24 protein-coding genes are annotated in these 22,631 nt (G+C 63.6%); 15 read left to right on the forward strand and 9 right to left on the reverse strand.

Annotated features, from left to right (window positions below; all coding sequences use genetic code 11):
* Positions 1–13: 13 nt before the first annotated feature.
* Genes hutH through AC07X6_RS00890 form a run of 6 tightly spaced genes read left to right on the forward strand, consistent with a single transcriptional unit; the run spans position 14 to position 7,096 of the window.
* Positions 14–1,573 carry a histidine ammonia-lyase gene (gene hutH / locus AC07X6_RS00865; protein ID WP_230539008.1) on the forward strand — a complete coding sequence of 520 codons (1,560 nt, stop codon included), beginning with the start codon at positions 14–16 and terminating at the stop codon, positions 1,571–1,573.
* 20 nt (positions 1,574–1,593) lie between these two features.
* Positions 1,594–2,397, forward strand: coding sequence for an N-formylglutamate deformylase (gene hutG / locus AC07X6_RS00870; protein ID WP_474292956.1), 804 nt, complete (start codon positions 1,594–1,596; stop codon positions 2,395–2,397).
* On the forward strand, positions 2,382–3,770 hold the full coding sequence (locus AC07X6_RS00875; protein WP_494789767.1) for a formimidoylglutamate deiminase: 1,389 nt from the start codon (positions 2,382–2,384) through the stop codon (positions 3,768–3,770). The genes hutG and AC07X6_RS00875 overlap by 16 nt, the downstream gene beginning before the upstream one ends.
* Complete coding sequence (locus AC07X6_RS00880) at positions 3,770–4,345, forward strand: HutD/Ves family protein (RefSeq protein ID WP_230539005.1); 576 nt, start codon at positions 3,770–3,772, stop codon at positions 4,343–4,345. Before AC07X6_RS00875 ends, AC07X6_RS00880 begins: the two co-directional genes overlap by 1 nt.
* Positions 4,346–4,357: 12 nt before the next feature.
* The gene (gene hutI / locus AC07X6_RS00885) at positions 4,358–5,584 is read left to right on the forward strand and encodes an imidazolonepropionase (protein WP_494789768.1); all 1,227 of its coding nucleotides are present in this window, start codon (positions 4,358–4,360) and stop codon (positions 5,582–5,584) included.
* 21 nt (positions 5,585–5,605) lie between these two features.
* Entirely contained in the window at positions 5,606–7,096 is a 1,491-nt protein-coding gene (locus AC07X6_RS00890) for a glycine betaine ABC transporter substrate-binding protein (RefSeq protein WP_494789769.1), read from the forward strand.
* Between the two features lie 11 nt (positions 7,097–7,107).
* Here AC07X6_RS00890 and AC07X6_RS00895 read toward each other — a convergent pair whose 3' ends face one another.
* Positions 7,108–7,287: a hypothetical protein gene (locus AC07X6_RS00895; RefSeq protein ID WP_034746290.1), complete on the reverse strand. Its 180-nt coding sequence runs from the start codon at positions 7,285–7,287 to the stop codon at positions 7,108–7,110.
* 215 nt (positions 7,288–7,502) lie between these two features.
* On the opposite strand from AC07X6_RS00895, the gene AC07X6_RS00900 reads away from it, so the two are divergent.
* Positions 7,503–7,640, forward strand: coding sequence for a hypothetical protein (locus tag AC07X6_RS00900; protein ID WP_157751284.1), 138 nt, complete (start codon positions 7,503–7,505; stop codon positions 7,638–7,640).
* Between the two features lie 193 nt (positions 7,641–7,833).
* Here the strand turns inward: AC07X6_RS00900 and AC07X6_RS00905 are convergent, their stop codons facing one another.
* On the reverse strand, positions 7,834–8,358 hold the full coding sequence (locus AC07X6_RS00905; RefSeq protein WP_494789770.1) for a GNAT family N-acetyltransferase: 525 nt from the start codon (positions 8,356–8,358) through the stop codon (positions 7,834–7,836).
* Complete coding sequence (locus AC07X6_RS00910; protein ID WP_494789771.1) at positions 8,355–9,299, reverse strand: DMT family transporter; 945 nt, start codon at positions 9,297–9,299, stop codon at positions 8,355–8,357. The genes AC07X6_RS00905 and AC07X6_RS00910 overlap by 4 nt, the downstream gene beginning before the upstream one ends.
* A gap of 181 nt (positions 9,300–9,480) precedes the next feature.
* On the opposite strand from AC07X6_RS00910, the gene AC07X6_RS00915 reads away from it, so the two are divergent.
* A complete protein-coding gene (locus AC07X6_RS00915) occupies positions 9,481–9,612 on the forward strand; it encodes a hypothetical protein (protein ID WP_268993776.1) in 132 nt (43 codons plus the stop codon).
* Positions 9,613–9,634: 22 nt separating this feature from the next.
* Here the strand turns inward: AC07X6_RS00915 and AC07X6_RS00920 are convergent, their stop codons facing one another.
* A complete protein-coding gene (locus AC07X6_RS00920; protein WP_034780449.1) occupies positions 9,635–10,084 on the reverse strand; it encodes an outer membrane lipoprotein in 450 nt (149 codons plus the stop codon).
* A 137-nt stretch (positions 10,085–10,221) separates the two neighbouring features.
* The gene (locus AC07X6_RS00925) at positions 10,222–10,650 is read right to left on the reverse strand and encodes an Mpo1 family 2-hydroxy fatty acid dioxygenase (protein ID WP_046684331.1); all 429 of its coding nucleotides are present in this window, start codon (positions 10,648–10,650) and stop codon (positions 10,222–10,224) included.
* 95 nt (positions 10,651–10,745) lie between these two features.
* On the opposite strand from AC07X6_RS00925, the gene AC07X6_RS00930 reads away from it, so the two are divergent.
* Entirely contained in the window at positions 10,746–11,288 is a 543-nt protein-coding gene (locus AC07X6_RS00930) for a DNA-deoxyinosine glycosylase (protein ID WP_474292940.1), read from the forward strand.
* Positions 11,289–11,302: 14 nt separating this feature from the next.
* Here the strand turns inward: AC07X6_RS00930 and AC07X6_RS00935 are convergent, their stop codons facing one another.
* A complete protein-coding gene (locus AC07X6_RS00935) occupies positions 11,303–12,511 on the reverse strand; it encodes a hypothetical protein (protein WP_494789772.1) in 1,209 nt (402 codons plus the stop codon).
* Positions 12,512–12,616: 105 nt separating this feature from the next.
* The gene (locus AC07X6_RS00940) at positions 12,617–13,483 is read right to left on the reverse strand and encodes an HDOD domain-containing protein (protein WP_230539265.1); all 867 of its coding nucleotides are present in this window, start codon (positions 13,481–13,483) and stop codon (positions 12,617–12,619) included.
* Positions 13,484–13,758: 275 nt separating this feature from the next.
* Here AC07X6_RS00940 and AC07X6_RS00945 point away from each other — a divergent pair, with 275 nt between their 5' ends.
* Entirely contained in the window at positions 13,759–14,349 is a 591-nt protein-coding gene (locus AC07X6_RS00945; RefSeq protein WP_494789773.1) for a DNA-3-methyladenine glycosylase, read from the forward strand.
* On the opposite strand, the gene AC07X6_RS00950 is transcribed toward AC07X6_RS00945, so the two are convergent.
* Together AC07X6_RS00950 and AC07X6_RS00955 are read right to left on the reverse strand one after the other, a co-directional pair.
* Entirely contained in the window at positions 14,346–16,043 is a 1,698-nt protein-coding gene (locus AC07X6_RS00950; protein ID WP_494789774.1) for a methyl-accepting chemotaxis protein, read from the reverse strand. The two genes, AC07X6_RS00945 and AC07X6_RS00950, sit on opposite strands and share 4 nt — an antisense overlap.
* A gap of 68 nt (positions 16,044–16,111) precedes the next feature.
* Positions 16,112–16,570, reverse strand: a complete 459-nt coding sequence (locus AC07X6_RS00955) for a cache domain-containing protein (RefSeq protein ID WP_230538997.1) — start codon at positions 16,568–16,570, stop codon at positions 16,112–16,114.
* Between the two features lie 281 nt (positions 16,571–16,851).
* Here AC07X6_RS00955 and AC07X6_RS00960 point away from each other — a divergent pair, with 281 nt between their 5' ends.
* The 5 genes from AC07X6_RS00960 to AC07X6_RS00980 all read left to right on the forward strand — a co-directional run bounded on the left by AC07X6_RS00960 (position 16,852) and on the right by AC07X6_RS00980 (position 22,578).
* Positions 16,852–18,216 carry a KamA family radical SAM protein gene (locus AC07X6_RS00960; RefSeq protein ID WP_494789775.1) on the forward strand — a complete coding sequence of 455 codons (1,365 nt, stop codon included), beginning with the start codon at positions 16,852–16,854 and terminating at the stop codon, positions 18,214–18,216.
* 2 nt (positions 18,217–18,218) lie between these two features.
* A complete protein-coding gene (locus tag AC07X6_RS00965; RefSeq protein ID WP_494789776.1) occupies positions 18,219–19,568 on the forward strand; it encodes an MFS transporter in 1,350 nt (449 codons plus the stop codon).
* Positions 19,513–20,361, forward strand: coding sequence for a fumarylacetoacetate hydrolase family protein (locus AC07X6_RS00970; protein ID WP_494789777.1), 849 nt, complete (start codon positions 19,513–19,515; stop codon positions 20,359–20,361). The genes AC07X6_RS00965 and AC07X6_RS00970 overlap by 56 nt, the downstream gene beginning before the upstream one ends.
* Positions 20,361–20,927 (forward strand): carboxymuconolactone decarboxylase family protein, encoded by a 567-nt coding sequence (locus AC07X6_RS00975; protein WP_494789778.1) that lies wholly within the window; start codon positions 20,361–20,363, stop codon positions 20,925–20,927. The genes AC07X6_RS00970 and AC07X6_RS00975 overlap by 1 nt, the downstream gene beginning before the upstream one ends.
* 91 nt (positions 20,928–21,018) lie before the next feature.
* The gene (locus AC07X6_RS00980; protein WP_230538992.1) at positions 21,019–22,578 is read left to right on the forward strand and encodes a S1C family serine protease; all 1,560 of its coding nucleotides are present in this window, start codon (positions 21,019–21,021) and stop codon (positions 22,576–22,578) included.
* Positions 22,579–22,631 lie beyond the last annotated feature (53 nt).

Below are 22,631 nucleotides of genomic sequence, written 5' to 3' on the forward strand. Positions count from 1 at the left end.
GATTCGAATGACTATGACACAGCATGCCAAAAGTTGGACCCTGAAACCGGGCGCGATGACTCTGGGCGACCTGCGCGCCGTCTGGGCCGCACCCGCGAAACTGATCCTCGCCGCCGAGGCCTATCCCGTCATCGAGGCGTCGGCCGCCGCCGTGCAAGCCATCGTCGCCAAGGGCGATGCGGCCTACGGCATCAACACTGGCTTCGGCCTGCTCGCCAAGACGCGCATCCCCGATGAAAAGCTCGAGCAATTGCAGCGCAACCTGATCCTGTCGCATTCCGTCGGCACGGGAGAGCTGCTGTCGGACGCCGTCGTGCGCCTGATCATGCTGATGAAGATCGGCAGCCTGGCGCGCGGCTTTTCCGGCGTGCGCCCGCTGATCGTCGACACCCTGATCGCCCTGTACAACGCGGGCATCATGCCGGCCATTCCCGCCAAGGGCTCCGTCGGCGCCTCGGGCGACCTGGCGCCCCTGTCGCACATGACCCTGGCCATGCTGGGCGTGGGCGAGGTGCGCGTCAACGGTGAATTGATGGCGGCGCCCGAAGCGCTGGCGCAGGCGGGCATCGCGCCCGTCGTGCTGGCGGCAAAAGAGGGGCTGGCGCTGATCAACGGCACGCAGGTGTCGAACGCGCTGGCGCTGCATGGCCTGTTCATGGCCGAGCGCCTGCTGGAAGCGGCCATGGTCACGGGCGCGCTGTCGCTGGACGCGGCCAAGGGCAGCGACTCGCCGTTCGACGCGCGCGTGCACGCCGTGCGGGGGCAGCCGGGGCAAATCCTGGCCGCGCAGATGTACCGCCAGTTGGTGGCCAACAGCGCCATTCGCGCTTCGCACCTGGAGGGCGACGAGCGCGTGCAAGACCCGTACAGCCTGCGCTGCCAGCCGCAAGTCATGGGCGCCTGCCTGGATTTGATCGGCAACGTGGGCCGTACCCTGCTGATCGAAGCCAATGCCGTCACGGACAACCCGCTGATCTTCCAGGATGGCCCCAACGGGCAGGCGGAAATCGTCTCGGGCGGTAACTTCCATGCCGAGCCGGTGGCGTTTGCCGCCGACACGCTGGCGCTGGCGATCGCCGAAATCGGCGCCCTGGCCGAGCGCCGCATCGCGCTGCTGATCGACGCCACGCTCTCGGGCCTGCCACCGTTCCTGGTGCGCGACCCGGGCGTCAATTCCGGCTTCATGATCGCCCACGTGACGGCGGCCGCGCTGGCGTCGGAAAACAAGTCGCTGGCCCATCCGGCCAGCGTCGACAGCCTGCCCACGTCCGCCAACCAGGAAGACCACGTGAGCATGGCCACGTTCGCCGGGCGCCGCCTGGACGACATGGCGCACAACACGGCCGTCATCGTCGGCATCGAGCTGTTGGCCGCCGCGCAGGGCATCGATTTCCACCGTCCCCTGAAAACCTCGCCGCACCTGGAGCACGTGCACCACCAGCTGCGCCAGAAGGTGCCGTTCTTCGACGCCGACCGTTTTTTTGCGCCCGATATCGAAGCGGCCAAGCAGATGGTGCTGCAGGGTGAGTTGAGCAGCACCTGCAAGAATTTGTTCGCCCCGCTGTACGCTTGAGCGGGCGCAAGGAGACAAGCATGGATTTCCGCTTTAATGAGGGCAGCATCCCACTGCTCGTATCGATGCCCCACGTGGGCACCGACATACCGGACGATATCGCCGCGCGCATGACGCCGCAAGCCTTGATCAAGGCCGACACGGACTGGCATTTGCGCGAGCTGTATGGTTTTTTGCAGGAGATGGATGCGTCCGTGCTGTCGGCGCGCTGGTCGCGCTACACCATCGACCTGAACCGCCCGCGGGAAGACACGAATCTGTATCCGGGCCAGGATACGACGGGCTTGCTGCCCAACGATACCTTCCACCGCGAGCCGCTATACCTGGCCGGCAAGGAGCCTGATGCGGCCGACGTGCAGCGCCGATTGCAGCGCTACTGGGCGCCGTATCATGCGCAGCTGCGCGCGGAACTGGACCGGCTGTTGCGCGTGCATGGCGCCGTGGTGCTGTGGGATGCCCATTCCATCGCCTCGCGCGTGCCGCGCTTCTTTGACGGCAAGCTGCCCGACCTGAACTTCGGCACGGCCGATGGCGCCAGCTGCGATGCGGGCCTGACGTCCGTCGTGGTCGGCATCGCGCGCGCGCAGGAACAATTTACCGTGGCGCTCAACGGCCGCTTCAAGGGCGGCCACATCACGCGCCATTACGGCCAGCCGGACAAGCGCGTGCATGCGATCCAGCTCGAGATGTGCCAGTGCCTGTACATGAATGAACCTGGCATGGACGAAGCGGCGCCATTCGGCTACCGGCCCGACCTGGCGGCCCGGGTGCAGCCGCTGCTGCGCCAGATGATGGAAGCGGCCGTGGCATGGGTGGCGCATTGAGTACCTGTCTGTTCGCGCGCCACGCGCTGCTGCCGCAGGGCTGGCGCCGCGACGTGCTGCTGGAATGGGATGCGGCCGGCGACTTGACCCACGTCAAGGAGGGCGCCATGCCGCCCGCCGGTGCGGAAGTGGCCGAATATGTCTTGCCTGGCATGGTCAACCTGCATTCGCATGCCTTCCAGCGGGCGCTGGGCGGCATGACGGAGGTTGCAGGCGACGAGGTTAATCATGTAGTGGACAGCTTCTGGACCTGGCGCGACTTGATGTACCGCTTCGCGCGCCACATCACGCCGGAGCAGATGGAGGCCATCGCCGCGCAGCTGTTTGCCGAATGCCTGCGCCATGGCTACACGTCCGTCTGCGAATTTCACTACCTGCAGCGCGATACGGCAGGCGCCCTGTATGCGCGTCCCGCCGAAACGGCCGAACGGGTGCTGGGCGCGGCGCGCCTCAGCGGCATCGGCATGACCATGCTGCCCGTGCTGTACAGCCATGCGGGCTTCGGCGCACAGCCCCTCAAACCCGAGCAGGCGCGCTTCCGCACGGGGGCGGACGATGTCTTGCGCATCATCGAGGCGCTGGCGCCGCAGCGCGGCGGGCAGGTGGAAGTGGGCTTTGCGCCCCATTCGCTGCGCGCGGCCGGTGTGGCGCAGATCCGTGAAGTGGCGTCAGCGCTGCCCGTGGATCGCCCGATCCACATCCACATCGCAGAGCAGCAGGGCGAGGTGCGCCAATGCCTGGACTACAGCGGCCGGCGCCCGGTGCAGTATTTGTACGATCAGCTCGACGTCGATGCGCGCTGGTGCCTGGTGCACGCCACGCACGTGCAGCCCGACGAGGTGGCGCGGATGGCGGCCAGCGGCGCCGTGGCGGGCTTGTGCCCGACGACGGAGGCGAACCTGGGTGACGGCCTGTTCCCGCTGGCCGAATTCATCGCCGCCGGCGGGCGTTTCGGCGTCGGCAGCGACAGCCACGTATCGCAGTCGCCGGTGGAAGAATTGCGCTGGCTCGAATACGGCCAGCGCTTGCAGCGCCAGCAGCGCAATGTCGCCGCCACGCCGGATGAACGCCATGTGGGCGACTACCTGTGGCAAGCGGCCTTGCGGGGCGGGGCGCAGGCGGCCGGGCGCAAGCTGGGCGCGCTGGCGCCGGGCTGCCGCGCCGACTTGCTGGTGCTCGACGACGCGCACGTGAACCTGTGCGGCGTGGCCATCGCCGATGTGCTGGGCAGCGTACTCTTCTGCGGCAACGACAACCTGGTGCGCGACGTGCTGTGCGGCGGCCAGTGGCAGGTGCGCGGCGGGCGCCACGTGGCGCAGGACGCCATCGCCACCGCCTACCGGCGTACGCTGGCGCAACTGAGGGCGCTCTGATGGCGACCTTCATCCCACAGGAATACCTGCGCGCCGCGCCGTGGAAAAACGGCGGCGGCAGCACGACGGAAATCGCCATTTCTCCGCCGGACGCCGGTTTCGACGATTTTGACTGGCGTATCAGCCTGGCGACGATCACGGCCAGCGGGCCGTTTTCCAGCTTTCCCGGCATCGACCGCAGCCTGATGCTGGTCGATGGCGACAGCGTGCAGCTGACGCTCGACGGCACGCGCAAGGTGACCTTGAGCGCGGCGCAACCGATGCTGTGGTTTCCCGGCGAGGCCGCCGTGGAGGCGCAAGTCAAGGGGACGACGACGGATTTCAACGTGATGACGCGGCGCGACCGCTGCCGCCACCAGCTGGAAAAAATCACGGCCCCGGGCCGGCTGGTGCGGCGCAGCGAGATGACCTTGCTGTTTGTCGCCGGCGATGGTGCCGTGCTGGCGCGCTCAAGCGACCAGCAGTTCGCGCTGGCCCGCCATGATGCGCTGCTGCTGGACGCCGACGATGCGCAGGAATGGCGGCTCGATGCCTTGCAGCGTTCGGCCGTGTTGTGCGTCGACCTGTTTACTTAGGGAGTAAAAACGATGCAAGACTGGGATCTGGTCATCCACAACGTCCACCTGGCCACCATGGAGCACGGCTATGGCGAGCTGCTCGACGCGGCCATCGCCGTCAAGGATGGCCGCATCGCCTGGATCGGCCCCGGCGACGAGCTGCCGGCCAGCGCCGCGGTGCTGCAGGACGGGCAGGGCTGCTGGCTGACGCCGGGCCTGATCGACTGCCATACGCACATCGTCCACGCGGGCAACCGCAGCGACGAATTCGAGGCGCGCCTGAATGGCGCCAGCTATGAAGACATCAGCCGTGCCGGCGGCGGCATCATGTCCACCGTGCGCGCCACGCGCGCGGCCAGCGACGACGAATTGCTGCGGCAAAGCCTGCCCCGCGTGCTGGCGCTGCTGGCCGAAGGCGTGACGACGCTGGAAATCAAGTCCGGCTACGGTCTGGCTGTGGACAGCGAGGCGAAGATGCTGCGCGTGGCGCGCAGGATAGGCGAACAGCTACCTGTATCCGTGCGCACGACCTTTCTCGGCGCGCATGCGCTGCCGCCCGAATACGCGGGCCAGGCCGACTCTTATATCGACCTGCTGTGCGCGCAGATGCTGCCCAAGCTGGCCGGCGATGGCCTGGTCGACGCCGTCGACGCGTTTTGCGAGCGCATCGGCTTTACGCCGGCGCAAACGCAGCGCATGTTTGACGCGGCGCAAGGTTTGGGTTTGCCCGTCAAGCTGCATGCGGAGCAGCTGTCGGACCTGGGCGGCGCGGCGCTGGTGGCCCGCTACGGCGGCCTGTCGGCCGACCACCTGGAATTTTTGTCGGACGGGGGCATCGCCGCCATGGCGGAACACGGCACGGTGGCCGTGCTGCTGCCGGGCGCATATTACTTCTTGCGCGAGACGCAGCCGCCGCCCGTGGCGGCGCTGCGCGCGGCCGGCGTGCCGATGGCCGTGTCCACCGATTGTAATCCGGGCACCTCGCCCATGACGTCCTTGCTGCTGGCGATGAACATGGCGTGCACGCTGTGGCGGCTGACGCCGCAGGAAGCGCTGGCTGGATGCACGATCCATGCGGCGCGCGCGCTGGGCCAGCAGCACGACACGGGCAGCCTGGCAGTGGGCAAGCGCGCCGATTTCGCCCTGTGGCGCATCGCGCGCCCGGCCGACCTGGCATATGCGCTGGGCTTGAACCCGTGCGCGGGCGTGGTGTACGGCGGTGTCTGGCGCGCGCCGGTGGTAAGCTTGCCGGATTGATCATCCGTCCTGGAGCGCCGCGTGCGTTGCGTTTACCTGTTGTTGCTGCTTGTTTTCAGCGTCGCCGCGCCCGCGCATGCCGTCGAAGGCGGCACCCTGAAGGTGGGCTCGAAGCGCTTTACGGAATCGTACATCCTCGGCGAAATCGTCAAGCAGAGCGCCGCGCCGCACGTGGCGGCGCAGCACCGCCAGGGCCTGGGCAATACGGCCATCGTGCTGGCCGCGCTGCAGGCGGGCAGCATCGATGTGTATGCCGAATACATGGGCACCATCGCCAGCGAAATCCTCAAGCACGACAAAGCCATTGATCTGGATCAGATGCGGCGCGAGCTGGCGCCGCTGGGCCTGGGCGTGGCCGTGCCGCTGGGTTTTAATAATACCTATGCGCTGGCCGTGCGCGGCGATGAAAAATCCATCACGAACCTGGCGCAGCTGGCCCGGCACCCATCCCTGAAATTCGGCCTGTCGCATGAATTCATCGGCAGGATCGATGGCTGGCCGGGCCTGGCCGCGCGTTATGGCTTGCCGCAGCGCCCGCGCGGGCTCGATCACGGCATCGCGTATGAAGCGCTGGCGCAGCGCCAGGTGGACGTGATCGACATCTATTCGACGGATGCGAAGATCCGCCAGTATGGCTTGCGCGTGCTGGCCGACACGCAGCAGTACTTTCCCCGCTATGACGCCATGCTGCTGTACCGGCTCGACGTGCCGCGGCGCTTTCCCGCCGCCTGGCAAGCCTTGCAGGCGCTGCAGGGGCGCATCAGCGAGGGCGACATGATCGCCATGAATGCGGCCGTGGAAATCGACGGCAAGAGCTTTGCCGGCGTGGCGCGGCAGTGGCTGGCGTCCGGCACGCGGGCGAATAAGCCGGCGGTCGCGCGCAGCGGCCTGCTCGATAAAATCCTCGGCGACGATCTGTGGACCCTGACGCGCCAGCATGTGACGCTGGTGCTGCTGTCGGTGGCGCTGGCTTGCCTGGTCGGCGTTCCGCTGGGCGTGCTGGCGGCGTTTTCGGCGCCGCTGCGGCAAACGGTGCTGGCGCTGGTCGGCGTGCTGCAGACGGTGCCGTCGCTGGCTCTGCTGGCGATATTGATTCCCGTGCTGGGCATGATCGGCACCGTGCCGGCGCTGGCGGCCCTATTCGTGTACGCCTTGCTGCCCATCGTGCGCAACACGTGCACGGGCATCCTGCAGGTGCCGCAAGGCTTGCGCATGGCGGCGCTGGCGCTGGGCCTGAGCCGGCGCGACCGGCTGCTGCACGTGGACTTGCCGCTGGCCTTGCCCGTCATGCTGGCGGGCGTGAAAACGGCGGCCGTGATGAGCGTGGGCACTGCCACCATCGCCGCCTTCATCGGCGCGGGCGGCTATGGCGAACGCATCACCATCGGCCTGGCCCTGAACGACAACGACATGCTGCTGGCCGGCGCGATCCCCGCAGCCGTGCTGGCCCTGCTGACGCAGGGCCTGTTCGAGCTGGTGGAGCGCTGGGCCGTGGCCGGCCGGCAGCACTGACGGCATCACGGTTACAGCGAGTGCAGTTTGGAACGCACCGAGACGACGGCCTGGTGCAGGATGCGTTCGGCCTGGAAGTCGTTTTCGCGCTGTTCCGCGATGGCTTGCAAGTCGCGCGTGTAGCGTTCCAGGCGGGAACGCAGATAGGCGCGGTAGATTTTCATGACGAGCGGTTTGGCAGAGACATTCATGATGTGGCTCCCAGGTGCGGAATGATGCGTTCATTTTGTGTGAGCGGAATGCCGCCACGTTGCGTCATATCAAACGCCTTGACCCCGTCACATTGGCGCGTTTGACATTGCGCAATGCCCCCAACGTCGAAGATGCCACACTGAATCTTCCCTGCTCGCCTGGACGTCATCAGCCGCGAGCCCTGATCCCATCAAGCATACTCAAGGAGCGTTGCATGGTCATTTTTGCCGTGGTTGCTGGCTGCATTGCCTGCCTGACAGTGTACCAAATCTATAAAAATGCGCAGGGTGGCAGTGGGGTTGCGCAACAACATATCGGCTTGCATGGCACATTGATTGAACCACGGAAATAAACTGTCGCAAATGGTGGACAGTTACGTGTCAGCTTTAAGGAAAATGTAAGGCCCGGTAAGCAAATGTAAAGGTCGGCGCGGTGACCAGTCGTAGCGTTTATATTGATAACCGTTGATTGCATTCTCCCCCTCCCACTTGACAATGGGTTCACCCCGCGGTGCCGCTAGCCCGCGGGGATTTTTTTTGGGGAACTTACTCTGACGGTTCCAATGCGATGGTTTTTGGCGTGCCTGCCGACAATTGCGTCAAGGCATCACCCGCGACCCGGCAGATGCGCCAGTCCGGCATCACGTCCGCGCCCATGCCCTTGTAGAAGTTGATCGCGTTTTCATTCCAGTCCAGCACCGACCATTCGAAACGGCCGCAATCGCGTTCGACGGCCAGTTGCGCCAGCGCCACCAGCATCTGCTTGCCATAGCCCTTGCCGCGCACCGATTGCTTTACATACAGGTCTTCCAGGTACAGACCCTTGCGGCACAGGAAGGTGGAAAAGTTGTGGAAGAACAAGGCGAACGTCACCACCTCGCCGTTTTCCTCGCCGACCAGCGCTTCGCACGCGGGGTGCGGGCCGAACAGGCTGTCGTGCAGCATGGATTCCTTGGCGATCATCATGTGTTCGAGTTTTTCAAACACGGCCAGTTCATGGATCATGCCGAAGATGGCGGCTACGTCGGATGCGGTCGCGGGACGGATGGCGAGGGAGGAAGAGGTGCTCATGTTGCCTTTGCGGATGGAGTGGTGGAAAGAGAGGATGCGACAGCCGTCTTGCGCGCGCCCGACGTCAGTGCCCATGCCACGCTGGACAGGCATAGCACCATGCCCACCCATTCGATGGGGGCGGGCCGGTAGTGTTCGAACTGTACCGACAGCAGCACGGAAATGACGGGCGTGACGACGCCGATATACACGGTTTTTTGCGTGCCGATGCGCGCGATTAACGTGAAATACGCGCTGAAGGCGATCACCGAGCCGAAGAGGGCCAGATACAGCAATCCCATCCAGTAACTGGCGCGCGCGGGCAGCTGCCAGGACTGGCCCGTGGCGATGGCCCAGGCAGCCACCATGAGGGTGCCCCACAGCATGGTCCAGGCCATGGTCAGCATCACGTTGCCGGAATGTTCGCGCACTTTCATGACGAGGGCGTTGCCTGCCGTGCTGGAGACGGTGGCCACCAGGGCCAGCATGAAACCGAGCAGGAAATGCCCGTTGCCGCCGCCGAGGATATCGTGCAGCGCCGCGCCGATGGACTGGTAAAACAGCAGCACGATGCCGCAGATGGCGACGAACGCCGCGCAACAGGTGCTCCAGGTGATCGGCGTGCCGAAGGCGATGCGGTTGAGCAAGGGCGTCCAGAACACCATCAGCGCGAACAGCACGCTGACGAGGGCCGAGACCAGGTATTGCTCCGAGCTGTAGGTGCACACATAGCTGAGGGCAAACGAGGCCAATCCCTGCAGCAGCATCCATTTTTGCGCGCGCCAGGGCAGGCGCAGGCGGTCGCCGCGCAGCGCGCACCAGGCGAACAGGGTGGCGGACGCCAGGCCGAAGCGGTAGACGACGGACACGGCGGGGGCGACGTCGCCCAGCTGCAAGGTGATGGCCCAGAAGGTGGAGCCCCAGATCAGGCAGGCAATGATGAACAGGAGAGGAGAGGACATCGCGCAAGTATACGGGCATCGCGCGGGGATGGCGAGTCTTGGCCGAGCTTGCTCGGGGCCGTCAGGAGACACTCCGGTATTGAGCCAGCGCAGTGCTTCTGGAGAATGTTGAATTTATGAAAATATTTACATTAATATCAAGTAAATATTTTCTGAATTGCATCTTTGAACGGAGACCGCCATGCCAGCCTCACTGCAGATCAAAGTATGGAGCGTGCTTGTGTATGTTGTCGTGGCAACCTTGATGGCCATCTGGCTGCACGAGGGCATGTCGCCCTCGGCCTTGCTGATGGCTGCCGGCGCCTTCGGTTAAAGCCCATGCGCCGGCATGCAGATCAATGCGTGACGCGGGTCTTGCGGCCATCCGACAGCAGGCGCACGCGTTCGCCCGGGCGGAACAGTTCGTCCGCGTCTTGCACGATGGCGCGCATGTCGCCATTGTCCAGGCGTACGGTGATTTCCAGGCCAGGCTTGTTCGAGGCATTCGCTTCGATGCTCTTGCCGGCCATGCCGCCGGCAACCGCGCCGAGGATGCTGGCCGCGATGGCGCCCTTGCCGCCGCCGACGGTCGAGCCGGCCACGCCGCCCAGCGCCGCGCCAGCCAGCACGCCCGTGCCCGTTTCGCCCTTGTCGATGGTGACCTGGCGCACGGATTCAACCGTGCCCATGCGAACCGATTGTTCATTCTGCGCCTGGCGCGCGTTGTACACATTCGCCGAGTTCGGTTGTACGGCGCAGCCGGCCAGGGTGGCCAGCAATGCCACTGCAATAATTGGTGCTTTCATGTGGAACTCCCTTGGACAAAAGTTAGTTGCCGATTACATTGACCGGCAGATGATGACTTATCATAAGGACACTTGCCTCATATAACTAGTTGCGAATAGTAAAAATCTGTTACCGGTTACGCGTGACGTCTTGCCGCTCAGTACGCCAGCCGCAGGCGCCGGTACAAAAATCCCAGCACGAACAGCGGGCCCACGAGTAAAAAGCGCAAGTCGTCGAGGAACGACGGTTTCTTGCCTTCGATCTGGTGGCCGATGAACTGGCCTATCCAGGCCAGCACGAACAGCGCCAGCGACACGGGCAGAATGGTCAGCGCCGGCATGAGCAGCAGCAGGCCCAGCATGGCGGCCAGCATCGCCAGCATACCCGCCGCAAACGGGCGCGACAGCTTGTAATAATAGTATAAGGCAAGAATACTGCCGAGCAGCGCCACGCTGGGATGCACGCTCCACAGCAGCCCCAGCAGGCTGAAAACAATCAGCGGCACGCACACGATGTGCACCCATTCATTGACGTGGTTGCGGTGGCTTTCGCCATACTGGGCCAGCAGGGTGTCGATGGTGCGCATGGGCGGTCTCTTGTAGAGGGAGGGGTGTGCGGGAATTCTACACCGTCGCGTGGCCGGGTAAAATGGTCCTTCGTCTTTCCTTCCGGATATCTGATTTGAATAGCCCAGCCTTCTTGCCAGACGAAAGCGCCGACCCGCTTAAACGCTGTTTCGATCCCGTCGTCGATGCCGGCACGCGCTTATTGATATTGGGCAGCCTGCCCGGCGAAAAATCGCTGGCGCACAGCCAGTACTATGCGCATCCGCAAAACAAGTTCTGGATGCTGCTGGGCGAAGTGCTGGACGTGGATTTGAAGAGCTTGCCCTATGAGGCGCGTCTGGCAAGCTTGCTGGCGCACGGCGTGGGCCTGTGGGACGTGGTGGCGCAGGCGCAGCGCACGGGCAGCCTGGACAGCAATATCCGCGCCCGCGACGACAATGACCTGGTGGCATTGGCCGCCAGCTTGCCGCAATTGCACACGATCGCCTTCAACGGCGGCACGGCCGCGAAGCTGGGCGTGAAGGTGCTGGGCGAGCACGCGCAGCGCTACCGCATCGTCAGCTTGCCGTCGAGCAGCCCGGCTTATACCTTGGCGTATGCACAGAAATTGCAGGCGTGGCTGTCGCTGCGCGGCCAACGGGAGCCGGCCGCGCGTTGATCGTGTTGCCGGCTTTACGCTGGCGCGTAGGCTTGCACTTCCAGCGGCTGTCCCTTGGCATCGAATCTCAGCGCCACGGACAGTTGCGTCACGCCGATGGTGGCCAGCGCATCGCAGATGTCGTCGACTTCGTCCTGCAGGTCGGCGGCCAGGTCCAGCGGCTTGTCGGCGCTGTGCAGCAATGCGCCGCCCGCCGTGCTGACGTTGACGCGCAACAACATTTCGCCGTGTTCATCGGCCGGGCCGACGACCACCGCGACGTCGCCCGCATCGACGTTGTTTTCCGCCAATGCATGGTTGATGCCGGACATCATTTGCAGCATCGCATACTCGCTCATGCCTTGTTCCTTGCCGCCGTGGAACAGGTCCTGGTAGAGGAAGCTGACTTCCAGGGCGCTGCCGGCCGGCGCCAGGCAGCGTTTCACCAGGTCGCCCACTTCCGTCGTCCACTGCTGGTAGCGGGCCATGCGCGCGTCGAACCAGGCGTCGAGCGCCGCTTCATCCTTCGGTTCCGCATAGAACGGGTCGTCCACGCGCTTCAGGGCAAAGCCCAGCAGGAAGCGCAGTTCGACGGCCGTGTCCTGCGGGCCGAAGGCCGTTTCGCTCCAGCCGACGATGCTGCTTTCCAGGCCCGGCGTGGCGACGATTTTCTTGTCCGTCATCGACGAATACGCATCGCGCACCATGTCATGCAGGTGGCTGTAGGTGATGCGGTCGATTTCATCGAGGTCGTAGGCATGGCTCATCAGGACCACCTTGGCCTTGGCGCTTTCCAATTCTGCTTGCTGGAAACTTTTTACCAGCGCTTCGAACGCATCCTGGTCCTGGAAACTGTCCGCTTCCTTCAGGCCGCCCGTGCTTTGCACCAGCAGGGGCACGACGAAGGCGTTGATTTCCATGGCCGGGGCGTTTTCGCGGCGGATCACGGAAATGGAGGCCGCTTCCTCGATATGGCTGCGCAGGTATTGGTAGGCGCCCACGTCTTCGTACTTGGAACGCTCGATGGCGTCGTACAGGATTTCATCCTTCTTTTGATTCAAGGCCTTGCGGATCAGGCGGCCGAACTCGACGGCTTGCTCGGCCAGCACCGTACCCTGCGATTCGCTGTCTTCCTGCTCCGCCAGGTTCAGGGCCATCGTGCACAGCATGCGCGTGACGGACTCATCCTTGTCTTCTGGCGTGTTGGCGGATTTACGGGGGACAGGGCGCTTATTTTTGGGCATGGCGATCAACAGGTTAAGAAATACGGTCAGGCAAACGGAAACGGGCGCCAGGACTCTGCCAGGCGCCGGGACGGATCATACAGGCGGACGCGGCCGCCTGATACCTCAATGGTCGGTATCGAACATCTCGTGCAGCTCGTCGAGCAGGTCGGCGGCTTCTTCCTGCGACAGGCCAAGATGCTGGCAAGCAAGTTCGCCGCCCTTGTCCCATTCGAGCGAGGTACTGTTGCCATGGTAGCGCTGAATGCCCTTTTCGGCCAGCAGCGACAGGGCGACGAGCGAGCGGATGGCGTCGTCCGTGGACGGGTCGGCCAGCACCGTGTAGTCGTGGTGGTGCAAAATCGCCCAGGAGACGTCGGAGGACAGGCCCCAGTTGCGCGCCAGCAAGCAGCCGATGGCCGCATGGTTGGTCTGGTGGCGCGCGTCTTCCAGGCTGGTAAAGCAGTTGTGCGCATCGTTGGCGGCCGCCGCGTACGTCTTGACGTAGTCGGGGAAGCGGTTCATCAGCAGGGGCACGCCGATATCGCAGAACAGGCCGAAGGTATGCGCGATGTCGGGCGGGGCGATGCGCAGCTTGCGCGAGGTAAATACCAGGGCGCGCGCGCGCTTGGCCGACACATCCCAGAAATTGGTCAGTTCCACGCCTTCCGCTTCCAGCGCCTGGCGCGCCAGCAGCCCCGTCATCATGGCGCTGCACTGGTTGATGCCGAGAAAATTGATGCCTTGCTCGACGGATTTGGCCTTGCGCGCGGCGCCATAGAATGGCGAATTGGCGAGCTTCAGCAGGGCGCCGGACATGCCGACATCGTCGGCGATAATGCGTGCAATTTTCCGCGGCGACGGGTCTTCTTCTGCCAATTCGCGCTGCAAGTCGACCAGCAGGCTGGGACGCGGCGGGATACGGATGGAACGCATCAGGGCGTCAACCGGATCTTCCTGCACTACCTGCTTTTGCGCTGCCGCTCTCATCATCATTGCCTTGCCTGTGGTTATTCTGTTGCGCACTGCCGCTGCCGGCCTCGTGGGCGTCTGGCGCAGTGCCCGACGATTATCGCTGTTTATGCATAGCAATAGTTCGTCTCTGCAAATTATTCTGGAAAAAATCCCCGTTTTGGCCTGCTCCATCCCCTGTTTTCGTCATTTTACGACGCTCCCTATCCCGGCACTCATGATGAAAAAATCAAGTTTTATTTGTTTTCAAGGTGGGGCCAGGCGTGCGGCGGACAGTGCGGCAGTACAATTGCCGGATGAAAAAAATCCTCGCCGGTATCGATTTTTCGGACGATTCCAGCAGCGTGGCGCGCCAGTTGATCGGCGTGACCGTGCTGGTCGATGGCGTGGGCGGGCGCATCGTGGAAACGGAAGCGTATGACCGGCTGGACCCCGCTTCGCACACGTATGGGGGCTTGACGCCGCGCAATGCGGCCATGTTCGGCCCGCCCGCGCACGCCTATGTGTACCGCTCGTACGGCATCCACTGGTGTTTGAACTTTGTCTGCCGCGAAGCGGGGCATGGGGCGGGCGTGCTGATACGCGCCATCGAACCCGTGGCGGGACTCGATGCCATGCGCCAGCGGCGCGGCGTCGAGGATGCCCGACTGCTGTGCTCGGGGCCGGGCAAGGTGTGCCAGGCGCTCGGTGTCACGCATCGCCACAACCGCCTGGCGCTCGATGCGCCGCCCTTCATGCTGCTGGCCCGTGAAGATGAGGTGACGGTGCAGGCGGGGCCGCGCATCGGGATTTCCAGGGCGATGGACACGCCGTGGCGTTTCGTGCTGGCCGGTTCGCGCTATCTGAGCAAACCGATGCGCACGCCTGTCATTGAGTCACCTCGCTAGCCGCGCCGGCGCTGCGGCGCATCCTTTGCGCCACGCTTGCCGGACATGCCGCGTAGCGGGCTGTGCAGCGCGCGTCGTTCCTGGCCGGGCGTCCTGGCGGGGTCTTGAAAGGCGTCGCCGTCCGCGCTGGCGGGCGCCGCCGGTGTGGCTGGATCCAGGGTAAAGACGCTGACCGCCGCCGACAGTTTGACGGCCTGGCTCTGCAAGCTGGCCGCCGCCGCTGCCGCCTGCTCCACCAGGGCCGCGTTTTGCTGCGTGACGTCATCCATTTGCGCCACCGCCTGGTTCACTTCCGTGATGCCGGACGCCTGCTCGGCGCTGGCCTCTTTCACGCGCTGGATGATCTCGTTGACCTGCTGCACCGAGGCGACGATGGCGCCCATGCTGTCGCCCGCCAGCTGCACGGCCACGCTGCCGCCGTCGATGGTGGTGACGGACGTGGCGATCAGTGTCTTGATCTCTTTGGCCGCCTGCGCCGAGCGCTGCGCCAGGGTGCGCACTTCCGACGCCACCACGGCAAAGCCGCGGCCCTGCTCGCCCGCGCGCGCCGCTTCCACCGCCGCATTCAGCGCGAGGATATTGGTCTGGAAGGAAATTCCGTCGATCACGCCGATAATATCCACGATCTGGCGCGAATTGGCGCGAATTGTCGCCATCGTCGTCACGGCTTGCTGCATCGACTCTCCCCCTTGCACGGCCAGGGTGGACGCTTGCCCCGCCAGCTCGCAGGCCAGCTGGGCGTTGTCGGCGTTGTCATTGACGGCTTGCGTCAGCGTTTCCATGGCGCTCGACGTTTCTTCCAGCGAACTGGCTTGCATTTCCGTGCGCGCCGACAAGTCCAGATTACCGGTGGCAATTTCGCGCGAGGCCGTGTCGATCGATTGCACGGCGCCCATGATGGTGCGCAAGGTCTGGTTCAGGTGAGCGATGGTCTGGTCCAGCACGCGCGAGGTGGCGGCGATTTCGTCATTGCCCTGCTTGGGGGCGCCGGCCATCAGCTTGCCTGCCGCCAGGTCTTGCACGGCGTCGGCAATGCCGCGGATTTCCACCAGCATGGCGCGCCGCACCAGCATGGTCACCACGATGGAGACGAGAATGGACAGCAGCACCGTCAGCAGCAAGCTCCAGCCCAGGCGGCGAAACTCGGCGCTGGCCGTCGCATGGGCCTGGCTGCTGAGCGTCGTTTCCAGCGCCGACAGCTGCGCCAGCTGCGTATTGAACTGGCCGAATTGCGTTTCCGCCTTGAGCATGGAATTGGTGGCGATCGACTGGTCCATCTGCGCCATTTCCATGGTTTCCAGCACGGCCTTGCGGTAGCCGGCCAGGGCCGCGATGGCCGCATCGACCAGGCTGCGCTCGGCGCCCGTGGCCGTGGCGCGCAAGGTGGCCAGCTGGGTGCCGATGGCCGCGTGACGCGCCTTGATCTGCTGCTCCAGCGTATCGAGGCGGGCCTTGGCGAAGCTGCCATTCGTCCACGACAGCAACTGGTACATATTGCCATGCACATGCTTGGCCTCCCCTAGTACGTCGGCGGCAGCTTTCAAATGCGCGATGCGCACCCGCACCATGTTTTCCAGCGAGGCATTTTGCCGCACCATGCCATACCAGGCGCCGCTCGAGCTGAGTATCAGCAGCAGCAAGACCAGGGCGGGCGCCAGCAATAATTTTGGTCCGATGCGTAATTGATTGAGCATGCTTGACTCCTGGCTATGGCTGTTTCAGGCACTGGCGGCGCACAGCGTTCGTGTACGCCGCCGTTGCCTTATTTTTTGTAGATACCCGCTTCCAGCACCACATCGTTGACGCGCAGGATGTACGTGGTCTTCGGCTCGATCTTGCCGGTGGTGGGATTCTTGTACTGATAATCGACCCAGCCCTTGCCCTGTTTTTGCGCCAGCTCAATGATTTCACGGCGATATTTCTTGCCATTCGCATCGGGCACATCCGTCAAATCCTTGCCCACGATGGAAGGATTGATGGGGTGGGCCAGCACGATGCCCGTCTTGATGTCGCGCATGTCCACATACAGCGAGCCTTGGACGAAGTCCGGGTCTTTCGCCGTGATTTTCTTCATCATTTCTTCCTTGCCATGCGCCTTCATGAAGGCGGCGCCCCGTTCGGCCATGGCGATGGCGTCTTTTTCCGTTGGTTCGACCGCGGCACTGACGCTGCCGCCGGCAAATGCCAGGCACAGCAGGCTACCCGTGAATAAGCGTTTCATGAAAGCTCCTTGTGGTATCGAGGGATGTGTTGCCAAGTCGTAATTTACGTCGCCGTCGGCGGCATCAAATTGCGGTGGAACAAACTAAGGTGTTGCTTGTAGGCAGCGTGCAACGGATCGACGGGCTTGTTGATATGTAGCAATTAGGTTCCATGCAGCAAGAATTATGATGACTTTCACAGCATGCCGCGCTGGGTTGGCATGGGGGTATAAAGGGTGAAATTGGCTGATATACGGCTGATTTCATGGAAGTTGTCGCTATTTATGGCAAGGAGCCGACCGTGTCCGCATTCACTACCGAGCCGTTTTCACCCAAGTTCAAGCCGTACACGCGGCAAACCATTCAACAGGCGCGGCAGTGGGAATGGCTGCCGGAAGAGCAGCGTGAAGCCGTGCAAGTGGTTTCGCACGTCTTGCCATTTCGCACCAATGAATATGTGCTCGATCAGCTGATCGACTGGAACAACATCCCTGACGATCCTATCTACCGTCTCGTCTTTCCCCACCGCGACATGCTGCCGCCGGAGCAATATGCGCATTTGCGCGACCTGGTGCTGGTGCAGCGGGACAAGGCTGCCATTGACGCCTATGTACACGGTATTCGCCTGGGCATGAATCCCCATCCGGCCGGGCAGATGACGCATAACGTGCCCAGGGTCAATGATGCGCCCGTGCGCGGCTTGCAGCATAAATATGCGCAAACGGTGCTGTTTTTCCCCAGCGCGGGCCAGACTTGCCACGCGTATTGCACCTTTTGCTTCCGCTGGCCCCAGTTCGTCGGCATGGATGACATGAAATTCGATGCGCGCGAATCGCATGAGCTGGCCGCCTACCTGAAACTGCATCCGGAAGTGACGGACGTGCTGATCACGGGCGGCGACCCGATGATCATGAACACGCGGCAACTGGCGGCCTACCTGGAACCGCTGCTGGCGCCGGGCCTGGAACATATCCAGAACATTCGCATCGGCACCAAGGCGGTGGCGTATTGGCCGCAGCGCTTCGTCTCGGACCGCGATGCGGATGACTTGATGCGCCTGTTCGAGCGCATCGTCAAGGCGGGCAAGAACCTGGCCGTGATGGGCCATTACAGCCACGCCGTCGAGTTGCGCCAGGACATCGCACAGCAAGCCGTGAAACGTATCGTTTCCACGGGCGCCACCCTGCGCACGCAGGGGCCGCTGATTCGCCACATCAATGAAGATCCGGCATGCTGGGCCGAGCTGTGGCAGACGGGCACGCGCCTGGGAGCCATTCCGTATTACATGTTTGTCGAACGCGACACGGGGCCGCGCGGCTATTTCGAGTTGCCGCTGGCGAAGGCGTACGAAGTCTTCCAGGCCGCCTACCAGATGGTGTCCGGCCTGTCGCGCACGGTGCGTGGGCCATCCATGAGCGCGTTTCCCGGCAAGATTGTCATCGATGGCATCGTCAGCATCAATGGCGAGAAACTGTTTGCCCTGCAATTTTTGCAGGCGCGCAACCCGGACTGGGTACGCCGGCCGTTTTATGCGAAGTTCGACGCGGAAGCGACGTGGATGGACGATTTGAAGCCGGCCTTTGGCCACGAGAAGTTTTTCTTTGAAACGGATGAACCTCTACCGCACATGCCGCACAAAATCATCCGCCTGGCGCAGGCTGCCTGAGCATGCCTGCCGCCGGTGCGCCTGCCCGCTCCGGCGTGGCCGTGTTCTGCCTGGTATTTCTGCCGTTTGCGCTCGGGCATTACCTGTCGTGCCTGCTGCGCGGCGTGAATGCCGTGCTGACGGCGGAGTTGCTGGGCGCCATCGCCCTGACGCCAGCGCAGCTGGGCCTGCTGACCAGCGCCTTTTTTCTCGCCTTTGCGCTGGTGCAATTGCCGGTTGGCATGGCCCTCGACCGTTACGGCCCCCGCACGGTGCAACTGTGGCTGCTGGCGCTGGCGGCCCTGGGCGTGTGGCTGTTCAGCCGGGGCCACAGCTTTGCCGAGCTGATGTGGGCTCGCGCCATCATGGGCGCCGGGCTGGGCGGCTGTTTCATGGCCGCCGTGAAAGCGATTTCGTGCGCCATCGCGCCGGCGCGCCTGCCTTCCGTGCATGGCTATCTGATCGCCGTGGGCGGCCTGGGCGCGGCCACGGCCACCATGCCCGTCAAGCTGGCCCTGCATTACACGGACTGGCGCGGCGTGTTCCTGGGGCTGGCGCTGGCGGCGCTGGCCATCGGCCTGCTGATCCGCCTGCTGTCGCCGGCAATGCCCGCCGCTGCCGCAGGCATGAACCAGGCGAGCAAGGTCAGCGTCTGGAGCGTGTACCGCGATCCCGGCTTTCGCCGTACCATCGCGCTGATCCTGCTGCCGCACACGGTGTTTTTTGGCGTGCAGGGCTTGTGGGTGGGGCGCTGGCTGGCCGACGTGGGCGGCTTGTCCGATGACAGCGTGGCGTATTTGTTGTACCTGGGCATGGCGGCCGTCATCTTCGGCGCCATCGGCATGGGCATGCTGACGGAATGGGCGGGCCGGCGTGGCATTGCACCCATGCAAGTTGCGGCCGCCGGCATCGTCCTGTTTGTCGCCGTGCAAGTGGCGATGGCGTGCAATGTAGTGCCCGGCCTGCCTTTGCTGTCCGTGCTGTTTACCTTGCTGGGCACGGTAACGGGCCTCGAATACGCGATCGTCGCGCAAAGCATGCCGGCCAGCTTGACGGGCAGGGCGGCCACCTGTTTGAATTTGCTCATTTTTACGGGCGCCTTCCTGGTGCAGGCGGGCTTTGGCCTGATCCTCGGCTGCTGGCCCCTGAACAGCCTGCAGCAGTATCCGCCGCAGGCGTACCAGGTGGCGTTTGGCGTGCTGGCTGCCTTGCAACTGCCGGGACTTGCGATGTTTTTCATCAACCGCTACAGGCGTGCCGGGCCATCCGGTAAAATGGCAGCCTGCACAGCGGCAATGATCAACTCCAAGGAAGACTATGAAACTCGTTCGTTATGGACGTCCAGGCAAGGAAAAACCGGGCCTGATCGATGAAGAAGGCAAACTGCGCGACCTGTCCGGCGTGATCCAGGATATTGACGGCGCGCAACTGTCCGACAAGGCCCTGCGCAAGCTGGCCAAGATCGACGAAAAGACGCTGCCCCTGGTGCGCGGCAATCCGCGCTTCGGCGTGCCGCTGGCGAAAGTCGGCAAGTTCATCGGCATCGGCCTGAACTACGCGGATCACGCGGCCGAGTCCGGCATGCCAATCCCGGCCGAACCCATCGTCTTCATGAAAGCAATCACTTGCCTGAACGGCCCGGACGACAATGTCGTGCTGCCGAAAGGTTCGAAAAAGACGGACTGGGAAGTCGAGCTGGGCGTCGTCATTGGCACGCGCGCACAGTACGTGAGCGAAGCAGACGCCTTGAAGCACGTGGCCGGCTATTGCGTCGTCAACGACATTTCCGAGCGCTCGTTCCAGCTGGAGCGGGGCGGCCAGTGGGATAAGGGTAAAGGCTGCGACACCTTCGGCCCCGTCGGCCCGTGGCTGGTGACGCGCGATGAAGTCATCGACGAGCAGGACCTGGACCTGTACCTGGAAGTCAACGGCAAGCGCATGCAGACGGGCAATACGCAAACCATGATTTTTACTGTCGCGCAGATCGTCAGCTACCTGTCGCAATTCATGACCCTGGAACCGGGCGACGTCATCGCCACGGGCACGCCGCCGGGCGTGGGCCAGGGCCGCAAGCCGCAGCGTTTCCTCAAAAAAGGCGATAGCATGCGCCTGGGTATCGCCGGCCTGGGCGAACAGCAGCAGGACGTCGTTGCCTGGACTGCCTGATGGCCGGTAGCGCTATCGACCGTTTGCCCGCGTTGCCTTTGGCGCAGCTGGACCCGCAGCAGCGCGCGGCCGCGCAAGCCATCATCGACGGTCCGCGCGGGGCGCTGTATGGCCCCTTCGTGCCGCTGATCCGCAGCCCCGAGCTGATGGAAACGGCGCAGCGCATGGGCGAATATTTGCGCTACCGCAGCGCCATCGGCACGCGCCTGTCGGAATTGGCGATCCTGGTGACGGCGCGCCAGTGGGATCAGCAAGTCGAGTGGGCCATCCACGCGCCGCTGGCAGTGCAGAACGGCATCGCGCAAGCGGCCGTGGACGCCATCGCGGCGCGGCGTGTGCCGCTTGCCCTGAAGGAAGATGAGCAAGCCGTGCATGACTTTTGTATCGAGTTGCAGCAAAACAAGCGCGTCAGCGACGTCACGTATGCACGGGCGCTGGCCCTGTTCGGCGAGCATGGCGTGGTCGACTTGATGGGCATCAATGGCTACTATACTTTCCTGGCCATGGTGATGAATGGGGCGCAGACGGCGGTGCCCGCCTTGGGCGTCACGCCTTTGCCCGATTAGAAGAGTTCTTCGGGCAAAGATGGACAAAGTGTAATGAAGTTGAAATTATTCAATATATAATTTTACTTCCCTTCTATTGCCCACTAGCTCAATGAAAACTCGTCCGTGCATCACCCTGATGGGCCGCGCCTTCCTGGCGCTGGCCCTTTCTTTTTGCCCCTTGATGACGGTGCGGGCGCTGGCCGCCGAGCCCGCCGCTACGGCTAACCCCAGCGCTTCGGCGCTGGAAAATTCCGTCGTCAAGGTGTTTTCCACCCTGCGCGGGCCGGACCCCTATAAACCCTGGAGCAAGGCCGCGCCGCAAGAGGTGACGGGCTCCGGCGTCGTCATCGAGGGCCGCCGCATCCTCACCAATGCGCACGTGGTCGGCTATGCCAGCCAGGTGCAGATCCAGGCGAATGGCGCGGGCGACAAGATACCGGCGACCGTGCTGGCCATTTCGCGCGGCATGGACCTGGCCTTGCTGAAAATCGACGATGACAGTTTTTTCGCCAGCCATAAAGCCGTGCCGCGCGCCAACGTCTTGCCCGACGTGCGCGATGCCGTGCTGGCGTATGGCTATCCGACGGGCGGCACCTCGCTGTCGATCACCAAGGGCATCGTGTCGCGCATCGAATTCGTGCGCTACAACTTTCCCGTCTCCGGCTTGCGCATCCAGATCGATGCGGCCATCAACCCCGGCAACAGCGGCGGCCCCGTGATTGCGGGCGACAAGATGATCGGCCTGGCCTTTGCGGGCATGCTCAATGCGCAAAACATCGGCTACATTATTCCCAACGAGGAAATCGAGCTGTTCCTGCGCGACCAGGAAAGTGGCGCGCCCAAGGGCAAGCCGGCCATGCGCGACGTGACGCAAACGCTGGAAAATCCCGCGCTGCGCACGTATCTGAAGCTGGCCAAGGGTGTCGAGGGCGCCGTCGTGATGACGCCGGCCAGCAAGGATGCCGCCTATCCGCTCAAGGAGTGGGATGTCATCACGCATATCGGTGAATTTCCTATCGACAACCAGGGCATGGTCAAGCTGAATGCCAACAGCCGCGTGCGCTTCCAGTACCGCGTGCAGCAGCTGGCGAAAGACGGGCAATTGCCGTTGACGGTGGTGCGCCAGGGCGCGCCCCTGAAAATCAAGGTGCCCGTCTCGGCGGCGCACCCGATGCTCATTAGCGGTCTGCAGGGCAACTATCCGTCCTATTTCATCTTCGGCCCGATGGTGTTTTCGCGCGCCACCACGGAATTCATGGCCGCGCCGAATGGCAACCCGGCAATGTTGGGCGGCATGGCGTTTGCCGGCAATCCACTGGCCACGCGGCGCGGCGATGCGCCCGACAGCGAGCGCGAAGAGCTGGTGGTGATCGCCGCGCCGTTCTTCCCGCACAAGCTGATGAACGGCTACAGCACCCGTTTCTTCTCGGTCGTCGATTCCGTCAATGGCGTGCGCGTGCGCAGCCTGGCGCACCTGGTGGCCTTGCTGCGCGACCAGACGGACGAATTGCTGACGTTCCGCTTCCAGCAGCGCGATGCGGAAATGCTCGTCGTGCCCCGCAAGGACATGCTGGCAGCGACGGAATCGGTGTTGACGGACAACGGTATCCGTTCGGAAGCGTCGCCCGACATGTTGAAAGTCTGGAATGAAAAAACGCCGGCGAACTGATCGTTCCCGGCGTTCCGAATGACAACAGACGCGGCGCACACCGCGCCTGTTTT

The sequence above is a fragment of the Janthinobacterium sp. GW460-12-1-14-LB5 genome, from assembly GCF_059423585.1.

Bases quoted from the DNA above. Each gene is read 5' to 3' on its own strand.
- hutH (WP_230539008.1), top strand. From the start codon at position 14: ATGACACAGCATGCCAAAAGTTGGACCCTGAAACCGGGCGCGATGACT.
- hutG (WP_474292956.1), top strand. From the start codon at position 1,594: ATGGATTTCCGCTTTAATGAGGGCAGCATCCCACTGCTCGTATCGATG.
- AC07X6_RS00875 (WP_494789767.1), top strand. From the start codon at position 2,382: ATGGGTGGCGCATTGAGTACCTGTCTGTTCGCGCGCCACGCGCTGCTG.
- AC07X6_RS00880 (WP_230539005.1), top strand. From the start codon at position 3,770: ATGGCGACCTTCATCCCACAGGAATACCTGCGCGCCGCGCCGTGGAAA.
- hutI (WP_494789768.1), top strand. From the start codon at position 4,358: ATGCAAGACTGGGATCTGGTCATCCACAACGTCCACCTGGCCACCATG.
- AC07X6_RS00895 (WP_034746290.1), bottom strand. From the start codon at position 7,287: ATGAATGTCTCTGCCAAACCGCTCGTCATGAAAATCTACCGCGCCTAT.
- AC07X6_RS00900 (WP_157751284.1), top strand. From the start codon at position 7,503: ATGGTCATTTTTGCCGTGGTTGCTGGCTGCATTGCCTGCCTGACAGTG.
- AC07X6_RS00905 (WP_494789770.1), bottom strand. From the start codon at position 8,358: ATGAGCACCTCTTCCTCCCTCGCCATCCGTCCCGCGACCGCATCCGAC.
- AC07X6_RS00910 (WP_494789771.1), bottom strand. From the start codon at position 9,299: ATGTCCTCTCCTCTCCTGTTCATCATTGCCTGCCTGATCTGGGGCTCC.
- AC07X6_RS00915 (WP_268993776.1), top strand. From the start codon at position 9,481: ATGCCAGCCTCACTGCAGATCAAAGTATGGAGCGTGCTTGTGTATGTT.
- AC07X6_RS00920 (WP_034780449.1), bottom strand. From the start codon at position 10,084: ATGAAAGCACCAATTATTGCAGTGGCATTGCTGGCCACCCTGGCCGGC.
- AC07X6_RS00925 (WP_046684331.1), bottom strand. From the start codon at position 10,650: ATGCGCACCATCGACACCCTGCTGGCCCAGTATGGCGAAAGCCACCGC.
- AC07X6_RS00935 (WP_494789772.1), bottom strand. From the start codon at position 12,511: ATGCCCAAAAATAAGCGCCCTGTCCCCCGTAAATCCGCCAACACGCCA.
- AC07X6_RS00940 (WP_230539265.1), bottom strand. From the start codon at position 13,483: ATGATGAGAGCGGCAGCGCAAAAGCAGGTAGTGCAGGAAGATCCGGTT.
- AC07X6_RS00945 (WP_494789773.1), top strand. From the start codon at position 13,759: ATGAAAAAAATCCTCGCCGGTATCGATTTTTCGGACGATTCCAGCAGC.
- AC07X6_RS00950 (WP_494789774.1), bottom strand. From the start codon at position 16,043: ATGCTCAATCAATTACGCATCGGACCAAAATTATTGCTGGCGCCCGCC.
- AC07X6_RS00955 (WP_230538997.1), bottom strand. From the start codon at position 16,570: ATGAAACGCTTATTCACGGGTAGCCTGCTGTGCCTGGCATTTGCCGGC.
- AC07X6_RS00965 (WP_494789776.1), top strand. From the start codon at position 18,219: ATGCCTGCCGCCGGTGCGCCTGCCCGCTCCGGCGTGGCCGTGTTCTGC.
- AC07X6_RS00970 (WP_494789777.1), top strand. From the start codon at position 19,513: ATGAAACTCGTTCGTTATGGACGTCCAGGCAAGGAAAAACCGGGCCTG.
- AC07X6_RS00975 (WP_494789778.1), top strand. From the start codon at position 20,361: ATGGCCGGTAGCGCTATCGACCGTTTGCCCGCGTTGCCTTTGGCGCAG.
- AC07X6_RS00980 (WP_230538992.1), top strand. From the start codon at position 21,019: ATGAAAACTCGTCCGTGCATCACCCTGATGGGCCGCGCCTTCCTGGCG.